This window comes from Phenylobacterium kunshanense, from assembly GCF_003254525.1.
Taxonomy (GTDB): domain Bacteria; phylum Pseudomonadota; class Alphaproteobacteria; order Caulobacterales; family Caulobacteraceae; genus Phenylobacterium; species Phenylobacterium kunshanense.
On record NZ_QFYS01000002.1, the window covers coordinates 720,683 to 738,103 of the forward strand.

At 68.4% G+C, this 17,421-nt stretch carries 19 protein-coding genes; 11 read left to right on the plus strand and 8 right to left on the minus strand.

Annotated elements, in window-relative coordinates; genetic code table 11:
• Window positions 1-143: 143 nt before the first annotated feature.
• From DJ019_RS07890 to DJ019_RS07900, 3 genes are read right to left on the minus strand one after another with little or no spacing between them, the layout of a single operon-like run.
• Complete coding sequence (locus DJ019_RS07890; protein ID WP_111275418.1) at window positions 144-1,547, minus strand: efflux transporter outer membrane subunit; 1,404 nt, start codon at window positions 1,545-1,547, stop codon at window positions 144-146.
• Complete coding sequence (locus DJ019_RS07895) at window positions 1,547-4,693, minus strand: efflux RND transporter permease subunit (protein ID WP_111275419.1); 3,147 nt, start codon at window positions 4,691-4,693, stop codon at window positions 1,547-1,549. The genes DJ019_RS07890 and DJ019_RS07895 overlap by 1 nt, the downstream gene beginning before the upstream one ends.
• Window positions 4,694-4,705: 12 nt before the next feature.
• On the minus strand, window positions 4,706-5,839 hold the full coding sequence (locus DJ019_RS07900; RefSeq protein WP_111275527.1) for an efflux RND transporter periplasmic adaptor subunit: 1,134 nt from the start codon (window positions 5,837-5,839) through the stop codon (window positions 4,706-4,708).
• A 156-nt stretch (window positions 5,840-5,995) separates the two neighbouring features.
• Here DJ019_RS07900 and DJ019_RS07905 point away from each other — a divergent pair, with 156 nt between their 5' ends.
• Together DJ019_RS07905 and DJ019_RS21530 are read left to right on the plus strand one after the other, a co-directional pair.
• Window positions 5,996-6,607 (plus strand): TetR/AcrR family transcriptional regulator, encoded by a 612-nt coding sequence (locus tag DJ019_RS07905; RefSeq protein WP_240606399.1) that lies wholly within the window; start codon window positions 5,996-5,998, stop codon window positions 6,605-6,607.
• A gap of 92 nt (window positions 6,608-6,699) precedes the next feature.
• Window positions 6,700-6,831: a hypothetical protein gene (locus DJ019_RS21530; protein ID WP_276309986.1), complete on the plus strand. Its 132-nt coding sequence runs from the start codon at window positions 6,700-6,702 to the stop codon at window positions 6,829-6,831.
• A 97-nt stretch (window positions 6,832-6,928) separates the two neighbouring features.
• Here the strand turns inward: DJ019_RS21530 and DJ019_RS07910 are convergent, their stop codons facing one another.
• The 4 genes from DJ019_RS07910 to DJ019_RS07925 form a co-directional block, all read right to left on the minus strand.
• Window positions 6,929-7,189 carry a DUF2188 domain-containing protein gene (locus DJ019_RS07910; RefSeq protein WP_111275420.1) on the minus strand — a complete coding sequence of 87 codons (261 nt, stop codon included), beginning with the start codon at window positions 7,187-7,189 and terminating at the stop codon, window positions 6,929-6,931.
• Between the two features lie 83 nt (window positions 7,190-7,272).
• Window positions 7,273-8,403, minus strand: coding sequence for an SAVED domain-containing protein (locus DJ019_RS07915; RefSeq protein WP_111275421.1), 1,131 nt, complete (start codon window positions 8,401-8,403; stop codon window positions 7,273-7,275).
• A complete protein-coding gene (locus DJ019_RS07920) occupies window positions 8,403-8,846 on the minus strand; it encodes a type II CBASS E2 protein (protein WP_111275422.1) in 444 nt (147 codons plus the stop codon). The genes DJ019_RS07915 and DJ019_RS07920 overlap by 1 nt, the downstream gene beginning before the upstream one ends.
• The gene (locus DJ019_RS07925) at window positions 8,843-10,081 is read right to left on the minus strand and encodes a nucleotidyltransferase domain-containing protein (protein ID WP_111275423.1); all 1,239 of its coding nucleotides are present in this window, start codon (window positions 10,079-10,081) and stop codon (window positions 8,843-8,845) included. The genes DJ019_RS07920 and DJ019_RS07925 overlap by 4 nt, the downstream gene beginning before the upstream one ends.
• A 185-nt stretch (window positions 10,082-10,266) precedes the next feature.
• Here DJ019_RS07925 and DJ019_RS07930 point away from each other — a divergent pair, with 185 nt between their 5' ends.
• Both DJ019_RS07930 and DJ019_RS07935 read left to right on the plus strand, forming a co-directional pair.
• A complete protein-coding gene (locus tag DJ019_RS07930; RefSeq protein ID WP_111275424.1) occupies window positions 10,267-10,647 on the plus strand; it encodes a helix-turn-helix domain-containing protein in 381 nt (126 codons plus the stop codon).
• Window positions 10,637-11,503 carry an ImmA/IrrE family metallo-endopeptidase gene (locus DJ019_RS07935; protein ID WP_111275425.1) on the plus strand — a complete coding sequence of 289 codons (867 nt, stop codon included), beginning with the start codon at window positions 10,637-10,639 and terminating at the stop codon, window positions 11,501-11,503. The genes DJ019_RS07930 and DJ019_RS07935 overlap by 11 nt, the downstream gene beginning before the upstream one ends.
• Window positions 11,504-11,552: 49 nt before the next feature.
• Here the strand turns inward: DJ019_RS07935 and DJ019_RS07940 are convergent, their stop codons facing one another.
• Window positions 11,553-12,005 carry a helix-turn-helix domain-containing protein gene (locus tag DJ019_RS07940; protein WP_111275426.1) on the minus strand — a complete coding sequence of 151 codons (453 nt, stop codon included), beginning with the start codon at window positions 12,003-12,005 and terminating at the stop codon, window positions 11,553-11,555.
• Window positions 12,006-12,384: 379 nt separating this feature from the next.
• Between DJ019_RS07940 and DJ019_RS07945 the strand changes: the two genes are divergently transcribed.
• From DJ019_RS07945 to DJ019_RS07975, 7 genes are all read left to right on the plus strand, one after another.
• Complete coding sequence (locus tag DJ019_RS07945; protein ID WP_240606400.1) at window positions 12,385-14,229, plus strand: type IV secretory system conjugative DNA transfer family protein; 1,845 nt, start codon at window positions 12,385-12,387, stop codon at window positions 14,227-14,229.
• Window positions 14,216-14,674, plus strand: coding sequence for a hypothetical protein (locus tag DJ019_RS07950; protein ID WP_205854103.1), 459 nt, complete (start codon window positions 14,216-14,218; stop codon window positions 14,672-14,674). The genes DJ019_RS07945 and DJ019_RS07950 overlap by 14 nt, the downstream gene beginning before the upstream one ends.
• Complete coding sequence (trbB, locus tag DJ019_RS07955; RefSeq protein ID WP_111275427.1) at window positions 14,671-15,627, plus strand: P-type conjugative transfer ATPase TrbB; 957 nt, start codon at window positions 14,671-14,673, stop codon at window positions 15,625-15,627. The genes DJ019_RS07950 and trbB overlap by 4 nt, the downstream gene beginning before the upstream one ends.
• Window positions 15,628-15,698: 71 nt before the next feature.
• Window positions 15,699-15,941, plus strand: coding sequence for a type II toxin-antitoxin system VapB family antitoxin (gene vapB / locus DJ019_RS07960; protein WP_276309987.1), 243 nt, complete (start codon window positions 15,699-15,701; stop codon window positions 15,939-15,941).
• Window positions 15,941-16,348 carry a type II toxin-antitoxin system tRNA(fMet)-specific endonuclease VapC gene (vapC, locus tag DJ019_RS07965; protein WP_111275428.1) on the plus strand — a complete coding sequence of 136 codons (408 nt, stop codon included), beginning with the start codon at window positions 15,941-15,943 and terminating at the stop codon, window positions 16,346-16,348. Before vapB ends, vapC begins: the two co-directional genes overlap by 1 nt.
• A 483-nt stretch (window positions 16,349-16,831) precedes the next feature.
• Window positions 16,832-17,152, plus strand: a complete 321-nt coding sequence (locus tag DJ019_RS07970) for a TrbC/VirB2 family type IV secretion system protein (RefSeq protein ID WP_111275429.1) — start codon at window positions 16,832-16,834, stop codon at window positions 17,150-17,152.
• Complete coding sequence (locus DJ019_RS07975) at window positions 17,152-17,421, plus strand: VirB3 family type IV secretion system protein (RefSeq protein WP_111275430.1); 270 nt, start codon at window positions 17,152-17,154, stop codon at window positions 17,419-17,421. Before DJ019_RS07970 ends, DJ019_RS07975 begins: the two co-directional genes overlap by 1 nt.

Here is a 17,421-nt window from a genome sequence, read left to right on the forward strand (position 1 = left end):
GAGCCGTCCACGGCACGAGGCGCGGACGTTGGCGTCAGCCCGGAAGGCCAACCTCCGTAGGTCCGGGTGGAGGGGCCCGGATTCACCTTCCTCGCGGGCCTTCAAGCCCTGGCTTGACGGCCCCGTGCGGCGCAGCTCCGCTGTCAGCTCCGACCCCCGCCGCCCAACGCGCGGTAGAGCTCCACGCGGTTGGCGACCAGGGCCAGCTGCGCAGCCACCAGGCTTTGCCGGGCCGCATAGAGCGTGCGTTGAGCGTCGAGCAGTTCAAGATAGCTGTCCACGCCGCGGTCGTAGCGCGCCTGGGTCAGCCTCTGGGCTGCGCTCGCCGCCTCCACGAGCCGTGTCTGCGCCGCAACGCGGTCCTCTGCGGTCGCACGGACCGCCAATGCGTCTGCCACCTCTCGGAAAGCGATCTGCACTGCCTTCTCATACTGGGCGACGGAGGCGTCGCGCGAAGCCTGCGCGCCGCGCAGGTTCGCGACATTGGCGCCGCCCGCGAAGATCGGCAGGCCAACCTGCGGCGCGAAGCTCCATGTGCCGGAGCCGGCGCCGAAGAGGCCGCTCAGCGCCGGACTCAGCGTCCCCACGGCGGCCGTCAGGCTGATGTGCGGGAAGAAGGCGGCGCGCGCGGCCCCGATGTTGGCATTCTGGGCCTGCAGCCGGCGCTCGGCCGCGGCGACGTCCGGCCGCCGCGTCAGCACATCCGACGGCAGGCCGGCCGGCACATTGGCCAGCGCTCCGGCTTCGGCGAGGCGGTGCGGAGGCAGGAGATGGGACGGGATCTCGGCTCCGGCGAGGAGCCGCAGCGCGTTGCGGTCCTGGTCCACCCGCGCCTTGGCAACAGCGGCGTCGCTGCGCGCCTGCTCGGCCAACGTCTGCGCCTGCCGCAGGTCCAGCTCGGAAGCGGCGCCAGCCTGGAACCGCCTGTCGGTCAGCTGGAGGGCCGCGTCGCGGGTGGCCAGGGTATCGTCGGTGATGGCCAGCAACTCCTGGTCGGCGGCCAGGGTCAGCCAGGCGTTGGCCACCTCGCCGATCAGGCTGACCTGGACCGCGCGGCGGTCCTCCTCGGTGGCGAGGTAGGACTGGCGGGCCGCCTCGTTGAGACTGCGGATGCGGCCGAACAGGTCGAGCTCGTAGGCCGTGAAGCCGGCGGTCACGCGGTATTGCGCGCTCGTCTCCGCCTGCCCGGTCTGGGACAGGGATGCGGGTGTGCGCCCGCGCCCGCCCAGCGCGGTGGCTTCGATGGACGGCAGCAAATCGGCGCGCTGGACGCCATAGGCCGCCCGCGCCCGCTCAATGTCGGCCACCGCGACGCGGAGGTCGCGGTTCTGCTGCAGGGCGAGCGCGATCACGCCCTGCAGGCGTGCGTCCTGAAAGACGTCACGCCAGGCGACGTCCGCGCCGGAAGCGCCGGTCGCGTCTTGCGTTGACGTGGGCCAGTTCTGCGCGACCGGGAGTGCCGGCCGTTCGTAACGCGGCGCCATCGTCGCGCAGCCGCCCAGCGCGGTCGCGGCCATCAGGGCCGCGACGAGGGTCTTGAAAGCCATCAGGCAGCCTCTTGGGAGACTTGGCCGGCGCCCTGCGGGTCCGCCTTGCGGCCCAGGTGACGCTGCACCAGCACGAAGAACAGGGGCACGAAGAAGATCGCCAGCGCGACTGCCGAGAGCATGCCGCCGATCACGCCGGTGCCGATCGCGTGCTGGCTGCCCGAGCCCGGTCCGTTGGAGATCGCCAGCGGCAGCACCCCGAACATGAAGGCGAGCGAGGTCATGATGATCGGTCGCAGGCGGATGCGCACCGCCTCCAGCGTCGCCTCGACCAGGGTCTTGCCGTGCTCGAAGCGGTCCTTGGCGAACTCGACAATGAGGATGGCGTTCTTGGCTGCCAGACCCATGGTCGTGAGCAGGCCCACCTGGAAGTAGATGTCGTTGGAGAGGCCGCGCAGGGTCGTCGCCAGGACCGCACCCAACACGCCGAGCGGGATCACGAGGATCACAGCGATCGGGATCGTCCAGCTCTCGTAGAGCGCCGCCAGCAGCAGGAAGACGACGATGGTCGAGATGGCGTAGAGCGCCGGCGCCTGCGCGCCCGACTCGCGCTCCTGCAGTGACAGCCCCGTCCACTCATAGCCGACGCCGGCCGGCAGGTTGCCCGCCAGGCGCTCCATGGCGGCCATGGCCTCGCCCGAGCTGCGCCCCTGGGCCGGCGAGCCTTGCACGTTCAGCGACGAGACGCCCTGATAGCGTTCCAGTCGCGGAGAGCCGATCGTCCAGTGGGTGGTGGCGAACGACGAGAACGGCGCCATCTGACCGGCGGCGTTGCGGACGTACCAGCGCTCGAGGTCTTCGGGCTTCATGCGGAAGGGTGCATCGGCCTGCACGAACACCTTCTTCACCCGGCCACGGTCGACGAAGTCGTTGACGTACGCGCCGCCGAGGGCAGTCGAGAGCGTGGCGTTGATGTCGGCGGTGGTCAGGCCCATCGCCCCGGCCTTGGCCTGGTCAACGTCGATGGCGAACTGCGGAGTGTCGTCCTGGCCGTTCGGCCGCACGCCGCTCAGCGCCGGGTCCTTGGCTGCGAGGTCGAGCAACTGGTTGCGGGCGTTCATCAGGGCCTCATGGCCCACGCCGCCCACGTCCTGGAGCTGGAAATCGAAGCCGGACGAGTTCCCAAGCTCCGGCACGGCCGGCGGCACGATGGCGAACACCTGGGCGTCGCGGATCTTCGAGAACGCCTGCATCGCGCGCTCGGCGACGGCGTCGACCTTGCGGGTCTTGGCCTTGCGCTCATCGAAGTCCTTCATCCGCACGAAGGCGAGGCCCGCGTTCTGGCCGGCGCCCGCAAAGCTGAAGCCCGAGACGGTGAACACCGACTCCACCGAGTCCGCCTCGTCCTTGAGATAGTGGTCGGCGACCTGCTTCAGGACAGCCTGGGTCCGCTCCTCGGTAGCGCCGGGCGGCAGCTGGACGATGGTGTAGATGGTGCCTTGGTCCTCTGGCGGCAGGAACGCCGTGGGCAGGCGCACGAACAGCAGCGCCATGACCAGCACGATGGCGCCGTAGACCGCCATCCACCGGCCGCCGCGACTCAGGATGCGGCGGACCTGACCCTGGTAGCGGTGGGACGCGTTGTCGAAGTTGCGGTTGAACCAGCCGAAGAAGCCGCGCTTGGAAAGACCGTGGCCGGGCGCAACCGGCTTCAGCAGAGTGGCGCAGAGGGCTGGCGTCAGCACCAGCGCCACCACCACGGAAAGGGCCATGGCCGAGACGAGGGTGACCGAGAACTGGCGGTAGATCACGCCCTGCGAGCCGCCGAAGAAGGCCATCGGCACGAACACCGCCGCCAACACGAGCGCCACGCCGATCAGCGCGCCCGTGATCTCGCTCATCGAGCGGCGAGCGGCTTCCCTGGGCGACAGCCCTTCCTCGCTCATCAGGCGTTCGACGTTCTCGACCACGACGATCGCGTCGTCGACCAGCAGGCCGATCGCCAGTACGAGGCCGAACATCGTGAGCGTGTTGATGGAATAGCCGAGCGCGGCCAGCACGCCGAACGTGCCCAGCAGCACCACCGGCACGGCGATGGTCGGGATGAGGGTGGCGCGCCAGTTCTGGAGGAACAGGAACATCACCAGGAAGACCAGGACCACGGCCTCGGCCAGCGTCTTCACCACCTCGTGGATCGACTGCTCGACGAACGGCGTGGAATCGACCGGGATCACATAGCTGATGCCGGGGGGGAAATCCTTGGAGAGCTCCGCGACCCGCGCCTTGACCGCCTTCGCGGTCTCCAGCGCGTTGCCGCCCGGCGCGAGCTTGATCGCGAGGCCGGCGGCCGACTTGCCGTTGTACTTGGCGAGCGAGTTGTAGTTCTCGGCGCCCAGTTCCACGCGGGCCACATCCCGCAGGTAGACGTGCGCGCCGCCGCCGGTGTCCCTGAGGATGATCTGCTCGAACTGCGCGGGCGTCTGCAGCCGCGCCTGAGCCGAGATGGTGGCGTTCAGCACCGTGCCGGGCACGGCCGGCGTGCCGCCGAGTTGGCCAGCGGAGACCTGGGCGTTCTGAGCGCGAATGGCGGCGATCACGTCGGCGGGCGTCAGCCCGCGCGACGCCAGCTTGTCCGGGTCCAGCCAGACCCGTATCGCGTACTGCGCGCCGAACAGCTGCACGTCGCCCACGCCGTCCACGCGACTGATCGGGTCTTGCAGGTTGGCGGCGAGATAGTCGGCGAGGTCAGCGTTCGACGCCTTGCCGTCGGTGGCGTAGAGGCCGACCACCATCAGGAAGTTGCGCGTGGACTTCACCACACTGAGACCCTGCTGCTGCACCTCCTGCGGCAGGAGCGCGGTGGCGGTCTGCAACTTATTCTGGACCTGCACCTGGGCGATGTCGATGTCGGTCCCGCCCTTGAAGGTTAGGGTGACCGTGGCCGCGCCGCTGCTGTCGCTGGACGACGACATGTAGAGCAGGCCGTCCAGCCCCTTCATCTTCTGTTCGATGACCTGGGTGACGCTATCCTCGACGGTCTTGGCCGACGCGCCGGGATATACGGCCTGGATAGCCACCTGCGGCAGCGCGATGTCGGGATATTGGGCCACCGGCAGCGTGCGGATCGCAAGCGCGCCCGCCAGCATGATGATGATCGCGATCACCCACGCGAAGATGGGCCGGTCGATGAAGAAGCGGGACAGCATGGCCGACGGGTCCTAGCGGGCGGCGCCGATGACGGAAGGGGCCACGAGCGCCCCGGGCCGCACCTTCTGCAGCCCCTCCACGATGACCTGCTCGCCGGGCCGCAGGCCGGCGGTCACCAGCCACTTGTCGCCGACGGTGCGGTCGGCCGTGATCGTGCGCAGCTGCGCCCTGTCCTTGTCGTCGACCACATAAACGGTGGCGCCGCCCTTGGGATCGCGGCTCACCGCCGCCTGTGGCGTCAGGATGCCCTGGGTCGCCACCCCCTGCTCCAGCCGCGCCCGGACGTAGAGGCCGGGGAGCAGCGCGCCGGTCGGGTTGGGGAAGACCGCCCTCAGGCCCACGGAGCCGGTGCCGGGATCGACGGTGATGTCGGAGAACTGCAGCGCGCCGGGCGTCGGATAGGTCGAACCGTCCTCCAGGATCAGCTGCACACGCGCCGACTGCGGCGCGCCCAGCGTGCCCGCGGCCATCGCCCGCCGCAGCTTGAGGAGCTCGGACGCCGACTGGGTCACGTCGACGTAGATGGTGTCGAGGTTCTGGACAGTGGCCAGGGGTGCGGCCTGGTTGGCGGTGACCAGGGCGCCCGGGGTGACGGTCGACTTGCCGATGCGGCCCGAGACCGGCGCCACGACGCGCGTGTAGTCGAGGTTGATGCGGGCGGCCTGCACCGCCGCGCGCTGGGCCTGGACATTGGCTGCGGCGGCCTGGTCCACGGCCTGAGCGTCGTCATTGTCCTGCTTGCTGACGGCATTGATGCCCGCGAGCTCGCGGTAGCGATCGGCCTTCAGCTTCGCCGCCATCGCCGTCGCCTGCGCCTGGGCCAGCGCTGCTTTGGCGCTGTCGAGCGCAGCGCGGTAGGGCGCGGGATCGATCTGATAGAGCGGCTGGCCGGCGCGCACCATCGCGCCCTCCTGGAACAGCCGCGCCTTGATCACCCCGTTCACCTGCGGGCGCACCTCGGACACTAGGCTGGCCGACGTCCGGCCGCTCAGCTCCGTGGTCAGCCGCACCGGTTCGGCCCGGGTCACCACCACGCCCACGGGCGTCGGCGCATTGGGGTCAGGCGCCTCCGGCGCCTTCGCGCCGCACGCAGACAGAAAAGCGGCCAGCGCCAGGGCGGCGCCGGTGAGGAATGGACTGCGCATCTTCAGCACCTGGCGGGCGAGTTGTCCGGGCCGTGCACTTGACGAGGCCCAATCAGATTCATATTGAGAATGAACGTTCATTCTCAGCGTGGGAATTAAGGGCGCCTTTCCGCCAAGTCAATCCGCTAGGAATGTTTTTGTCGCAGTGCGAAAGGGGTGGCCGTGACCGAGGCCTCCGCGAAACGGACCGATGTAGAGGCGCGCCGGCAGCAGATCGTCGATGCCGCCTCGGTGTGCGCGCGCCGCTCAGGCTTCCACGGCTCAAGCATGGCCGAGATCGCCCAGCAGGCCGGCCTGAGCGTGGGGCAGATCTACCGTTACTTTGACAGCAAGGAGGCGATCATCGCCGCCATCGTCGAGCGCGACATGGCCGAGATGCGCGACAAATACTCCGAGTTGCGGGACGGCGGGACGTCGGTGCTCGACGCGATCCTCACGAAGTGCGTCCAGGCGGTCGACGACCTCTACGAACCCGAGCGCGCCGCCCTCACCCTTGAGGTCGTCGCCGAAGCCGCACGCAATCCGGCCGTGGCCTGCATCCTGCGGAAGGCCGATACCGAAGAGCGCAAGTTGCAGCAGGACCTGCTCCGCGATGCGTTCCCGGACGCACTCGACGAGCGTGAGCGGACGGCGCGAGGCGAGGTCATCAGCATGCTGTTCGAGGGCCTCGCGGTGCGCGGCGTCAACAATCCTGGGACGGACCGGAAGGCCGTTGGCGAGGTCCTGCGTTCGGTGCTGCAGCATCTGCTGACGCAGCCGCCGACCTAACGCCGGCCTACTGGTCAACCGCATCCGGGCGAGGCATCCTGCCTCCCGCGAGCGGCCGCCCTCGAGAGCGGCCCCGTGGGAGGATCGATCTGATGTCAGTCCATTGGCTTGTTACGTCGAAACCCAAGACGCTGGCGGAAAGCGCCGCGTGTTTCGGCTGCGCCATCGCCGGCCTGGCCGGCGCGGCGGTAGCACTGCAATGGGCGCTGGGGCTCGTCGGGTAGGCGACCTTGCCACGAGGAAGTTCGCTATGGCCGCTGCGCGCCACTAGCGGACCTTGGTGTTCGTCCGGAAAGGCGACATTCGCCTGAACGTGGAAGTTCAGCCGGGCGTGTCGTCCGGATCTCGGCTCCTGGGAAACGTGCGTTCCTCCTGAACCTTCCCGTCCTCCTTGCGGATGCGAACCGTACCGACGCCGCCGGGCAATGCTCTGGATAATGCCCCGCCCGCGGTAGCCTCCGACTTCTTCTCGAAATGCTTAGTTGCTCGATCAGCGCCCTCACGTTTGAGGTCCCAGCCTCCGCCCTTGGTGTTCTTTTCCAAGGTGAAGCGAGGTAGGGGCGGCGGCTTTTTGTCGGCCATGATCGTCTCCTCAACTCTTCTGAAAATGGCATGCTACCGACGTCCGAGTGGCGGTGCCTGAGATCCTTGCGGAAACAAGACGCTCACTCTGCTCCGATCGTGATTGTCTGCACAAACCCGGCCCGTCCGTTGTCGTAAATAATCATCGGCAGATCCGCCTTAGGCATCCAAACGCGGCCAAGCTCCACCGCCAGCGAAGCGGGCATGGCGGGAAAGACGTGGAGAATGGCTTCTTCGCCATGGTCAGCCTTGATGCGGTCGAATAGCGACCGCATCAGTGTTCGAAACGCCGTTTGGTCTTCCGGCCGACGCAGAATGTCATTGTGGGGTTCATCCACAGTCACCGACCAGATGGCGGCGTCGGCACCTAGGATCTTGGTGAGGCGCTCGTCCGTGACCGTCGCGCTGATGCCTAGCTTCAGAGCTACAGGGCGGCCACATCCCGACGTCGGTTCCGATACGCTGAAATTGATGGAAGGCTGATCGGCCTGCCAGGCCCAGGTCGCTGGCTCCCGGTGGCGCTGGCGCACCGTGGCCGGCACAATGTCGCAGAGCAGACGGCCGAGTTCGATCAACAGGGGCTGCGGCGCTAGCGCGAAAACGCTGAGATGGCGCACCTCCTGCCGCTCGACCCTCCCGCGGACCTTGGCTTCGAACTGCCGGCGAAGGTTGTCGCGCTGGAAGATCCAATAGGCTGGCTCGTCGTCCTTGTAGGTGCACCCGACGAGCTCCAGATCGATTGTCTGACCGCTGGCGGGGTGGTGGTGGGGCGGCATAGCCGCGAAGATGGCCTTGGTCGAGACCAGGGCTTCGTTCTCGCCGATGTTGGCCCCGAAGCGGATGACGTGCGAGGCGCGGTCCTCGTCGATCGCCGTCACAACGCGAATCCGGCTCTCCTGCTCGGCCTTCATCGCCAGGAGCACGGGCTCGGGATGACCATCCACATCCACCACGTCGATGAGCTTGTGGTGGGTGGCGCACATCAGCATGAGGTTCTCGAGCGACCGGGCCAGCTGCGGCGAGCGCACAGCGTCGCCCCGCGGGCCCTCGACGCTGTCGCCGACGATGTGGGCGATGAAGCCGAAGGTCGCGTCTTCGCAACCGGAGATCAGGTCGCCAACTAGGTCCTCGTTGCACCCTCGGTACTGGCAGCGCCCGCCGGCCCGCGCCCACAGCGCTGACTGGGTTTTCTGCGGGATGCTCGTCTTGGCCATCAGGCGCGCTCCACATGCCGGCCGGTGCCGGTCCATTCACCCGTGGCGCGCCAGCCCTCGTAGGCGACCAGCCAGTCGGTGATCCAAGGCACGGTCGTCTCGGCGAGGAGGTCGGACGGAGACCATTCATTCGAGTCCGGATCGAGCATGCACAGCGTCACCTCGCCGTCTGGCCCGTAGTAAACGTGGGGGAGCATGCCTTCGGCATCGCCGCGGCGCGGCCGCAAGGCCGGCCGTAGGATCTCGACTTGGGGCTGCACGACCCGAACGCTGTACCGCTCAACCATAAGGGGCGCGCGATAGAAGACGCTGACCCAATAGGTCTGCAGAAGCGGCCGGACCGTCCCCTGCCACAGCGCCGCCGGTCCTTCGCGGCGGACAAGCTTGAATGCAGGCCACAACGCCGACATCGCCTCGATCTGGGTGTCGATCGAGAGACTCACGAGAAGCGGCGCTCGCCCATGTTGGTGTGCGCCCGGGCCGCAACCGGCGCCAGGCTCGACAGCGAGCCGATGATCGCCGGCGCCGCCGGGGTGAACAAGCCGCCCTTGGGGGTATAGCCGTGCTGGCCGGCCTTTACCTGGCGCCCCAGCCGGTCGTTGAACGCCTTGACCGATCGGGTCACGACCCGCTCGCCGAACTGGACCCGCAGCCACGCCTGAAGGTCTTCCAGTTGCACATTCCCCCGCTGGGCGGCCTCCAGCCCGTTAGCGAGGGTGTGCAGGTGCCGCGCATAGCCCTGTTGCTGGGTTTGGTTTTCGGGCCAGCGGTCGGTGAACAGCTCGGCGGAAAACTCGGGGTTCGGCACCGACAGCAAGCGGCCCTGCCGCGCCGCCTCGTCGATCGCCCGCGCCGTCCAGCGTGCCTGACGGATGACCATGTCCGCGAGGCCCATGCCCGGCTGGGCCGCATGGCCCGCGTGGCAGGACAGCAGGATCGAGGGCGGGACGCGGCCGGTCTCGTCGGCATAAGCGATGTTCCGATGGCGCTTGAGCAGCTGCAGGGCCACCGTCGTCACACTCTTGATGATGAGCGGCGTCTGGTCGGGAACCTCGTGGACATCAGCGTCCGCGAAGGCGATGCCGGCCTGGGCATAGAGGCGCTCATTCAGCGCCTTGGCAAAACGCTCTTCGGTCGGGGTGCGAGCCGTGTACCAGTCGCCGAACGCGTAAGCGTTCATCGGGACATAGCGCCCCGGCGGGGCACCAGCCTCTTTCTTAGCGTGGGCGATCACGCCTTCCTTTTCCTTGAGCCCGGTACGACGCGCCGGTGTCACGTCGAGGTGCATGCCGTCCGCATAGTAGAGGGTGACGCAACGGGTCTGACGCACGATCTTGCTGACGGGATAGCCGGCGAGTGCCGCCTCGAGGTCGTCGAGCAGCGCCTCTGGCCCGTCATCGGGGCCGGTGATCTCGGCTACGATGTCGATGTCGTATTCGTCGTCTGTGCCACGCGTAGAGATGGTCGCATCGATGCGCATCGAGCCCTGCGGGTAGAAGCAGGCCACGCGTCCGTGCAGCGGGCTGCCAGGCCGTTCGATGTAGGTGCGGACCGCTTCATAACGGCCAACGGCCTTGGCGTGTAGGCCGGGCGGCAGCTGGATGTTGATCGCGATCTCGGCCAGCATCGCGTCGAGCGGATCAGCGAAGGGATCGTTGGTCGGCGGGCGCCAGTCCATGAACAGTTCTCTCTTCTCCGCTGTCGCGGCGCTTGCGTTCCGCCCTGCCGAATGGCACCTTGCTGTCCGGCCAGACAACACCAGGGCTTCAAAAAACGCCCTGCTCAGCCGGTCAGCAGATCAGGGCGTGTTGTCTGGCTAGACAACAATATTGGGGGTTTCATGGCTAGTGTCAAGGTGAGCGGATGCCGACCTCTGCGTTAGGGGTTTGGCTCAAGGCGCTGAGAGGCGATCTAAGCTTGCGGGAGTTGGCGCAGCGCAGCGAAGTCGATCACGCGTACATCTACCGCCTGGAAACCGGCGCGAAAGAATCGCCTTCGGGGGAGGTCGTGAACAAGCTGGTGAATGCCCTCGCGCCAGCGGAGCGGGAGCAGGCGATCTTGCGGTTCTTGGCGAGCCACCCGAACATCGATCCCGATCTCGCCGAGTTCGCCTGGTCCGACCGTAGGATTTCATTCCCCGAGTTCCACATGCTGACGACGGTGGTGAACCGGGGCGCGCGGCCGGACTACGCAACCTCCCTGGCCCGCATCAGGCGCATCATGGCGGAGGAGGATGATGGATGAACTCGCCGTCGCGATGAAGGCCCGCGAGTTTATCGGGAAATGTGGGCCCTTGGCGCTTCCGGTGTCAGTTGACGCCTATGCGGCTCAGGTCGGCGGGGTGGTGAAGCGGGAGGTCCTTCAAGAGCACGAAGACGCTTGGTCATTTCGTACGCCGACTGGCAAGTACCGCATCTGCGTCAACTGCACCCATAACGGGCGTCGCCAGCGCTTCAGCGTCTGCCACGAAGTGGCACACGAAGTTCTTGGTATTGCTGCAGACCATTCGGCGCCGAGTTGGAGCTTCTCCCGGAGGCCACCCGGGGAGATCGCCTGCGACGTGTTCGCCGCCGAGCTTCTGCTGCCCTACAAGCTGTTCAAGCCGCGTGTCGATGCCGCCGATATGGGTTTCGCCGCCATCGGTGATCTTGCTGATGAGTTCGACGCCTCATTGATGTCGACCGGCTCACGCTTTGCCACCTTCTCGCGAGAACTGTGCGCCTTCGTGCTCTCTGAGGGCGGCAGGGTTCGCTACACAGCGCGATCCGCATCCATGCGTAGCGCTAAGGCCTGGGTGCGACCCGGCATGGACTTGCCACCCGATTCCCTGAGTGCCCGCGTGCGAAGCGGCGCAATCCCCTCCGGACCAGAGCCGGCTGAGCCCGATCAATGGTTTGAGGATTGGGAGCGTGACGGATCGCTTTTCGAGGACGCCCGTCACCTAGGCGCATGGGATCAGACGTTAACGTTGCTCTGGTTCGAGGACGAAGATCTTCCGCCTCCGCGGCCTGAGCGGAAGCAGTGGGAAGAAGAGACTTACGGGCTACGCGAGCTGGACGGCGAACTCCCGTGGCCGGGCAGGTCCAAGCGCCGAAGGTGAGCCCGAAGCGTATGACAACGAAGCCGACCTTCCGAAGGTTGGCAATGAGTCACGAACCGCCATTGCGCCGACCCTCCGCCGCCCGCAGCTGCGCGCGGCCGTACTCCGCGAGCTGCTTGTAGAACTGAATATGCGCATCCAGCGCCGTCAGCGTGTCGACGGCCGCCACGGCCGATCTGGTTGCGTCGTCGAGTTCGTCGACGGCGCTGGTTTGCGCCAGCATGAGCTTGTTCTGAGCGAAGTCTTGGGCGATCTCCGGACGGCGCAGGAGGAACGCCGTGACGATCGAGGGCGCATCCAGTCGCAGGATTTCTGCGATCTCGAAGATGCGCTCCAGCAGCAGGTTCGTGGTCCCGTTCTCAAGGTCGCGGTAGCCGCGTTCCGACAGCCCCATGCGCGTCGCCATCTCCAGCGTGGAGACGTTGCGCATCTTGCGGAGCGGCTTGAGGATCAACGGCGCGAGCTCGGCGAGCCCGAAGCGATCCGGGTTCTTCGCAACCATAGAAGCAATCCCGCCACGAACGCGACTTAGCGTGGAGTAGGCGGGTCGCCGCTTGCGATCAAGCGATGTCGCGCCCAGGCCGCTCGCTCACCGGAAATGTTGCCGCGCCGCGGCAGGATGGCTGCCGCCCGATCAATTGATGATCCGGTGACGAGCGGTTCGTCGCCGTGCCACAGGTCGAGTGATTCGGGATTCCAATATAGAACCGGCAGAATTACCGCCGTTTCCGGAAGCGTGTATTCCGAGTGAGTAGTTGTCGACGATTTTGCGAGATTTCTGGCAGTCTTTCTGCTCCCATTCTATTTCCAGAGCATGGTTCCTGAGTGGGGATTTCAGGTTGGGGTTGGGTGTTCGCATCGCCGGAGCTGCAAGCGGTCTCTTGATCGGCCTGCAGGCCGCCACGCAGTTCGTGGGCTGGAGCTTCGCCTGGCATCCGGTCCTGGGACCGGGATTACGCGCTTCGCCAGATCTCGTGCTCTATCCGCCCTGGCGGGTCCTCCTCTGGCAGCGGGAACATCGGAGCGAGGCGCCGAGGGTCTTCAGCGCCTCGACCGCGCTTCTTCTGCTCGGCGTCGCGGGTGGTTTGGGCCTGGGCGTGGTCGCCGACGGCGCGGGTCGGAGCCCGCGGCGGAGGCGGGGATGGGGCGCGCCGGCGGACGCCCGACGGGCCGGGTTGGCGGCCGATGCCGGCTGCGTGCTGGGCGCGTTCCATGGCCGGACGCTGATCACCGCCGATCTCCGACCTACGCTGGTCACAGGCGGCACGCGCAGCGGCAAGGGCAGGGGCCATGTCGTCCCTAGCCTGCTCAGCTGGCCGGAGAGCGCCATGGTCCACGACCCGAAGGGCGAGCTCTGGCAGGTCACCGCGGGCTGGCGCGGCCGGTTCTCCCACGCCTTCCGCTTCAACCCCCGATCTCCCGCATCCGCCCGATGGAACCCCCTGGCGGAGATCCAGCCGGGACCGGGCGAGCTCGCCCAGGTGCAGCGCCTGGTCGCGATCCTGTCCGACCCGGGCGGCGTCCGCGACGAAGAGGCGATCTGGGACAAGTCGGCGTCGGAGATCCTGGAGGCGGTGATCCTCCACGTCCTCTACGCCGCGCCCGATCCCGACAAGACCCTGCTCAAGGTGCGCGAGCTGCTGGCGGACCTGGACGAGGCGGCGGAGGTGATGCTGCGCACCCTGCACCGGCACGGCGCTGACGGCGAGGGCGAGACCCATCCCTTTATCCGGACGGCCGTGAAGGGGTACGCGGCCATGCACGACCGCTTCCGCACGAGCGTGCAGGGGACTGCAAGGTCGTACCTGAAGTGGTTGGCAGGCGAGGACATTGAGCGCGCGCTCTCGACGTCGGACTTCGCGGTGGGCGACCTCATGTGCGCGGAGGCGCCGGTCAGCCTCTATGTGCAGGTGGCGCCGGCCGATGCGGCCGCGCTGCGTCCGCTCGTGCGACTCCTCTTCTACGCCGCCGCGCAGGCGCTCACCGCCCATGAGACGAGCGACGCCCACGGCCGGCCGAAGCGCCACAGGCTGCTCATGGCCATGGACGAGTTCCCGCTGCTGGGCCGGGTGGAGTTCTTCGAGAAGAGCCTGCGGCTGATGAGCGGCTACGGGCTGAAGACCATGTTCGTGGCGCAGAGCTTGAACGACATCGTCGAGACCTACGGACCCAACAACACCATCCTCGACAACTGCCACGTCTACACCGCCTTCGCCGCCCTGGACCCGCTGACCCAGGACAAGGTCTCCAAGCTCACCGGCACGGTGGCCGAGCTTCGGACCAGCCGCAGCGGACCGGCCGGCCTCGGCGCCGGCCGCAGTTCGGTGTCACGTTCGGAGGTGGAGCGTCCGCTCCTGGAGCCCGGCGAGATCCGGGCCCTGCCGGACGACGAGCAACTGGTCTTCGTGGCCGGCCAGCGCCCCTTCCGCACCCGCAAGGTGCAGTACGACCGGCGCGAGCCGTTCCGAAGCCGGGCGCGCCTCCTGGCCCCACCCGCGGCGCCCCTGGATGCGCCGCCGCGGCGTCCGCACCCCTGGACGGGCCGCAAGGCGCTCGGCGAGGACCGCAACGCCAGCCTGCCGCTCTTCAAGGAGGCGGCCGCGGCCATCGACGACAAGAAGGCCGCCGCCCGGGCGGCCGGCATCTACCATCGCGTCGCCGAGGAGATGGCGGCCCAGGAGGCGGCGCTGGATCATCTGCAGGAGCGAGGACGTGGCAAGTCGTGACGCGCGGCCGACCCCCCGGGTCCAGGTCTATTTCGAGAACCCGAAGATCGAGCTGGCGCTGCGCCGCGAGGCCCGCGCGGGCAAGCTCACGCTCAGCCGCGCCGCTGAGACGGCCATCGCGCGCGGTCTCCACCGCCGGCCGACGGCGGATCCCGAGGACCGGCTGCTGGCGATGGAGACCGCGCTCCGCGACCACATGCGCAGCGCCGCGCGCGACATGGCCATCGTCCAGGAGATCCTGGTGGAGTTCGCCCGCGCCTTCTTCGCGCGGCTGCCTGACACCGAGGCGGACGACGACCCCGTCCTGCGCGCCGCCGTCGAGGCGCGGATCGAGCGCCTGCTCGATGCGGCGGCCGCCAACATCGTCTCGCGCGGACCGCGGCGGGGGGACGAGGCCGAGCGCGCGGCACCCGAGCCGCGATCCTTCAACGGAATGGGCGGATGACCCCGGAGGCCGAGTCGGCGCTTCGCCGCCGGGCCGCCCTGGACCATGCGCTGGGCTGCGACATCCTGGGCGCCCTGGCCGCGCCCGAGGTGGTCGAGGTGCTGGCCAATCCCGACGGCCGCATCGTGCTCGACCGCCTGGGCGCGGGACGCAGCGACACCGGCTGGCGGATGGCCGCCGCCGGCCGCGAGCGGGTCATCCGCCTGGTCGCCGACTATGTGGGCGAACCGGTCACCCGCGAGGACCCGCGGCTCTCCGGCGTCCTGCCCACGGGCGAGCGGTTCCAGGCCTTCATGCCGCCGGTCTGCGCCCAGCCGGCGTTCAGCATCCGCAAGCGCCCGGCGGTGGTCTGGACGCTCGCCGACTATGTCGCCCAGGGGGTCCTCTCGCCCGACCAGGCCGACACCCTGCGCGATGCCGTCCGCCAGCGCCGCAACCTGCTGATCTCGGGCGGGGCGGGATCGGGGAAGACGACCCTGGCCAACGCCCTCCTGGCCGAGCCGGCCTTCGCGGGAGATCGGGTCTTCCTGATCGAGGACACGCCCGAGCTGCAATGCTCGGCCTGGGACCTGGTGGCGGTCCTGACGCGCCGCCATCCCAAGCCCATCGGCGTGGCGGACCTGGTGCGCGACGCGCTGCGGATGCGGCCGGACCGCATCGTGGTGGGGGAGATGCGCGACGGCGCCACCGCGCTCGAGACCCTGAAGGCCTGGAACACGGGCCATCCGGGCGGCCTCTCCACCCTGCACGCCAATTCGGCGTCCGACGTGCGGGCGCGCCTCGAAGATCTCCTGGCCGAGGTCCTGCCCCGCATCCCGGGCCGCTTCCTGGACCAGGCGGTCGATGTGGTCGCCCATATCCGGCGCACCGAGGCCGGCCGGCGGGTCGAGATCCGCGAGGGGCCGGCGGTCGGACGCGGAGGGCGGATCGCGACGGCGCCCGGTGAGGATTGAAGGGGATGGCGCGCCCACCAACCGCGGCCGGTCCCAGCCCGGTTGAAAGATGCGTCTGCGGGGATATACATATGGGATATCCCGAGGCCGAGATGACCCGCACCACGCTCTTCCAGTCGAACCGTTCGCAAGCTGTCCGCCTCCCGAAGGAGGTCGCCTTCCCCGAGGGGGTGCGGGCGGTCAGGATCCTGCGCGAGGGCAAGCGGCGGGTGATCGTACCGGCCGACGCCGTCTGGGACGATTTCTTCGACGCGCCCGGCGTGGACCTGGGCGAGCGCCATCAACCCGAGGCGCAGGCGCGCGACCCGTTCTGATGCTGCGGTATCTCCTGGACACCAACGTCTGCATCCGGGTCCTGCGGGACCGTCCGCCGGAGGCGCGGGAACGGTTCAATCTGGAGGCCGACAGCCTCTGTATCTCGGCCGTGGTTCTGACAGAGCTGCTGCATGGCGCGGCGAAATCGAACCGGCCAGAGCACCACAGGGCCGAGGTCGAGCGCTTTGCGGCGCGCCTTGAGGTGCTGCCTTTCGACGACATCGCCGCCGACCACGCGGCGGACATCCGCGCGACCCTCGAGCGCAAGGGTCAGCCCATCGGCGGCTACGATCTGCTGATCGCCGGCCATGCCAGGAGCCGTGGACTCACCGTCGTGACCGGGAACCTGGTCGAGTTCGGCCGGGTCGACGGGCTCCGGTGCGAGGACTGGCTCGCGCGAGCCTGACGCCAACCTTCGACTCCGCCCGGACGTCGTTTGGGCGCGCGGCGAGGCCATAGCGCGTCGCATCCGACGCGACGGGTCCGGCGCGCCTGCGCCGCAGCGTCGGGATGGCCGCGCTGGGCGACGATCCGGGCCGCCACCCGTCCGGCCTCATCCAGGATCCCGGCCGGCGAGCGAAGCCGGAAGAACCCGGCTTCGCGGCGACGGCGCTAAGGCGCCGCTGATCAAACAGCGGGCTCGGGGGGCGCCTGTCCAATGCCGTCTGGGCGAACGGCGCGAAGACGACGGGCGGGCGCGGCAGGCGCAGGCGAGGTCCCGCCCTCGCACAGTCACAAGTTGTCGAAGACGCGCCGGCGACGTGCCTGCAACGCGCGCACAAGTCGTGGAAAACCCATGTGAAAATATCCACAGAAGCGTGTTGACAAGTCCAAACTCGGCGCGCTTGCATTACAACCATAGCGCGATATCGCGCTGAGGATTGCAGAGATGCGCAAGCTGATTTCACGCGGCCTTCCGGCTGCGACGGCGATCTGCGGCCTGGTCGCCGCCACCCCGGCCCTGGCCGGCGGCGCGGGCATGCCCTGGGAAGGGCCGCTGCAGCAGATCGTGGAGTCCGTAACCGGACCGGTCGTCCAGGCCGCCGCGGTGATCGCCGTGGTGATCTTCGGCGCCGGCATCGCCATGAGCGAGAGCGGCTCCGGCATGCGGCGGGGCCTGGGCATCCTGTTCGGGCTCTCCATCGCCTTCGCCGCCTCGACCTTCTTCCTGGACTTCTTCGGCTTCGCCGGGGGGATGGAGGTGGGCTGATGGGCGATTCCCCGCATCGCGAAGGCTGGGACCTGCCCGTGGCCCAGGGTCTCGCCGAACCCGTCCTGCTCGCCGGCATGCCGCGCGAATACGCGATCCTCATGGGCACGGTGGCGCTCGTGCTGGGCCTGGCGCTCCGGATCTGGTGGCTCGGCCTGCTCTGGTGGGCGATCGCCCACGCCATCGGCCTCTACGCCGCGCGCGCCGACAAGCGCTTCTTCGCGGTGCTGCGCCGCCACCTGGCTCGCCCCGGCCACCTGGATGCGTGA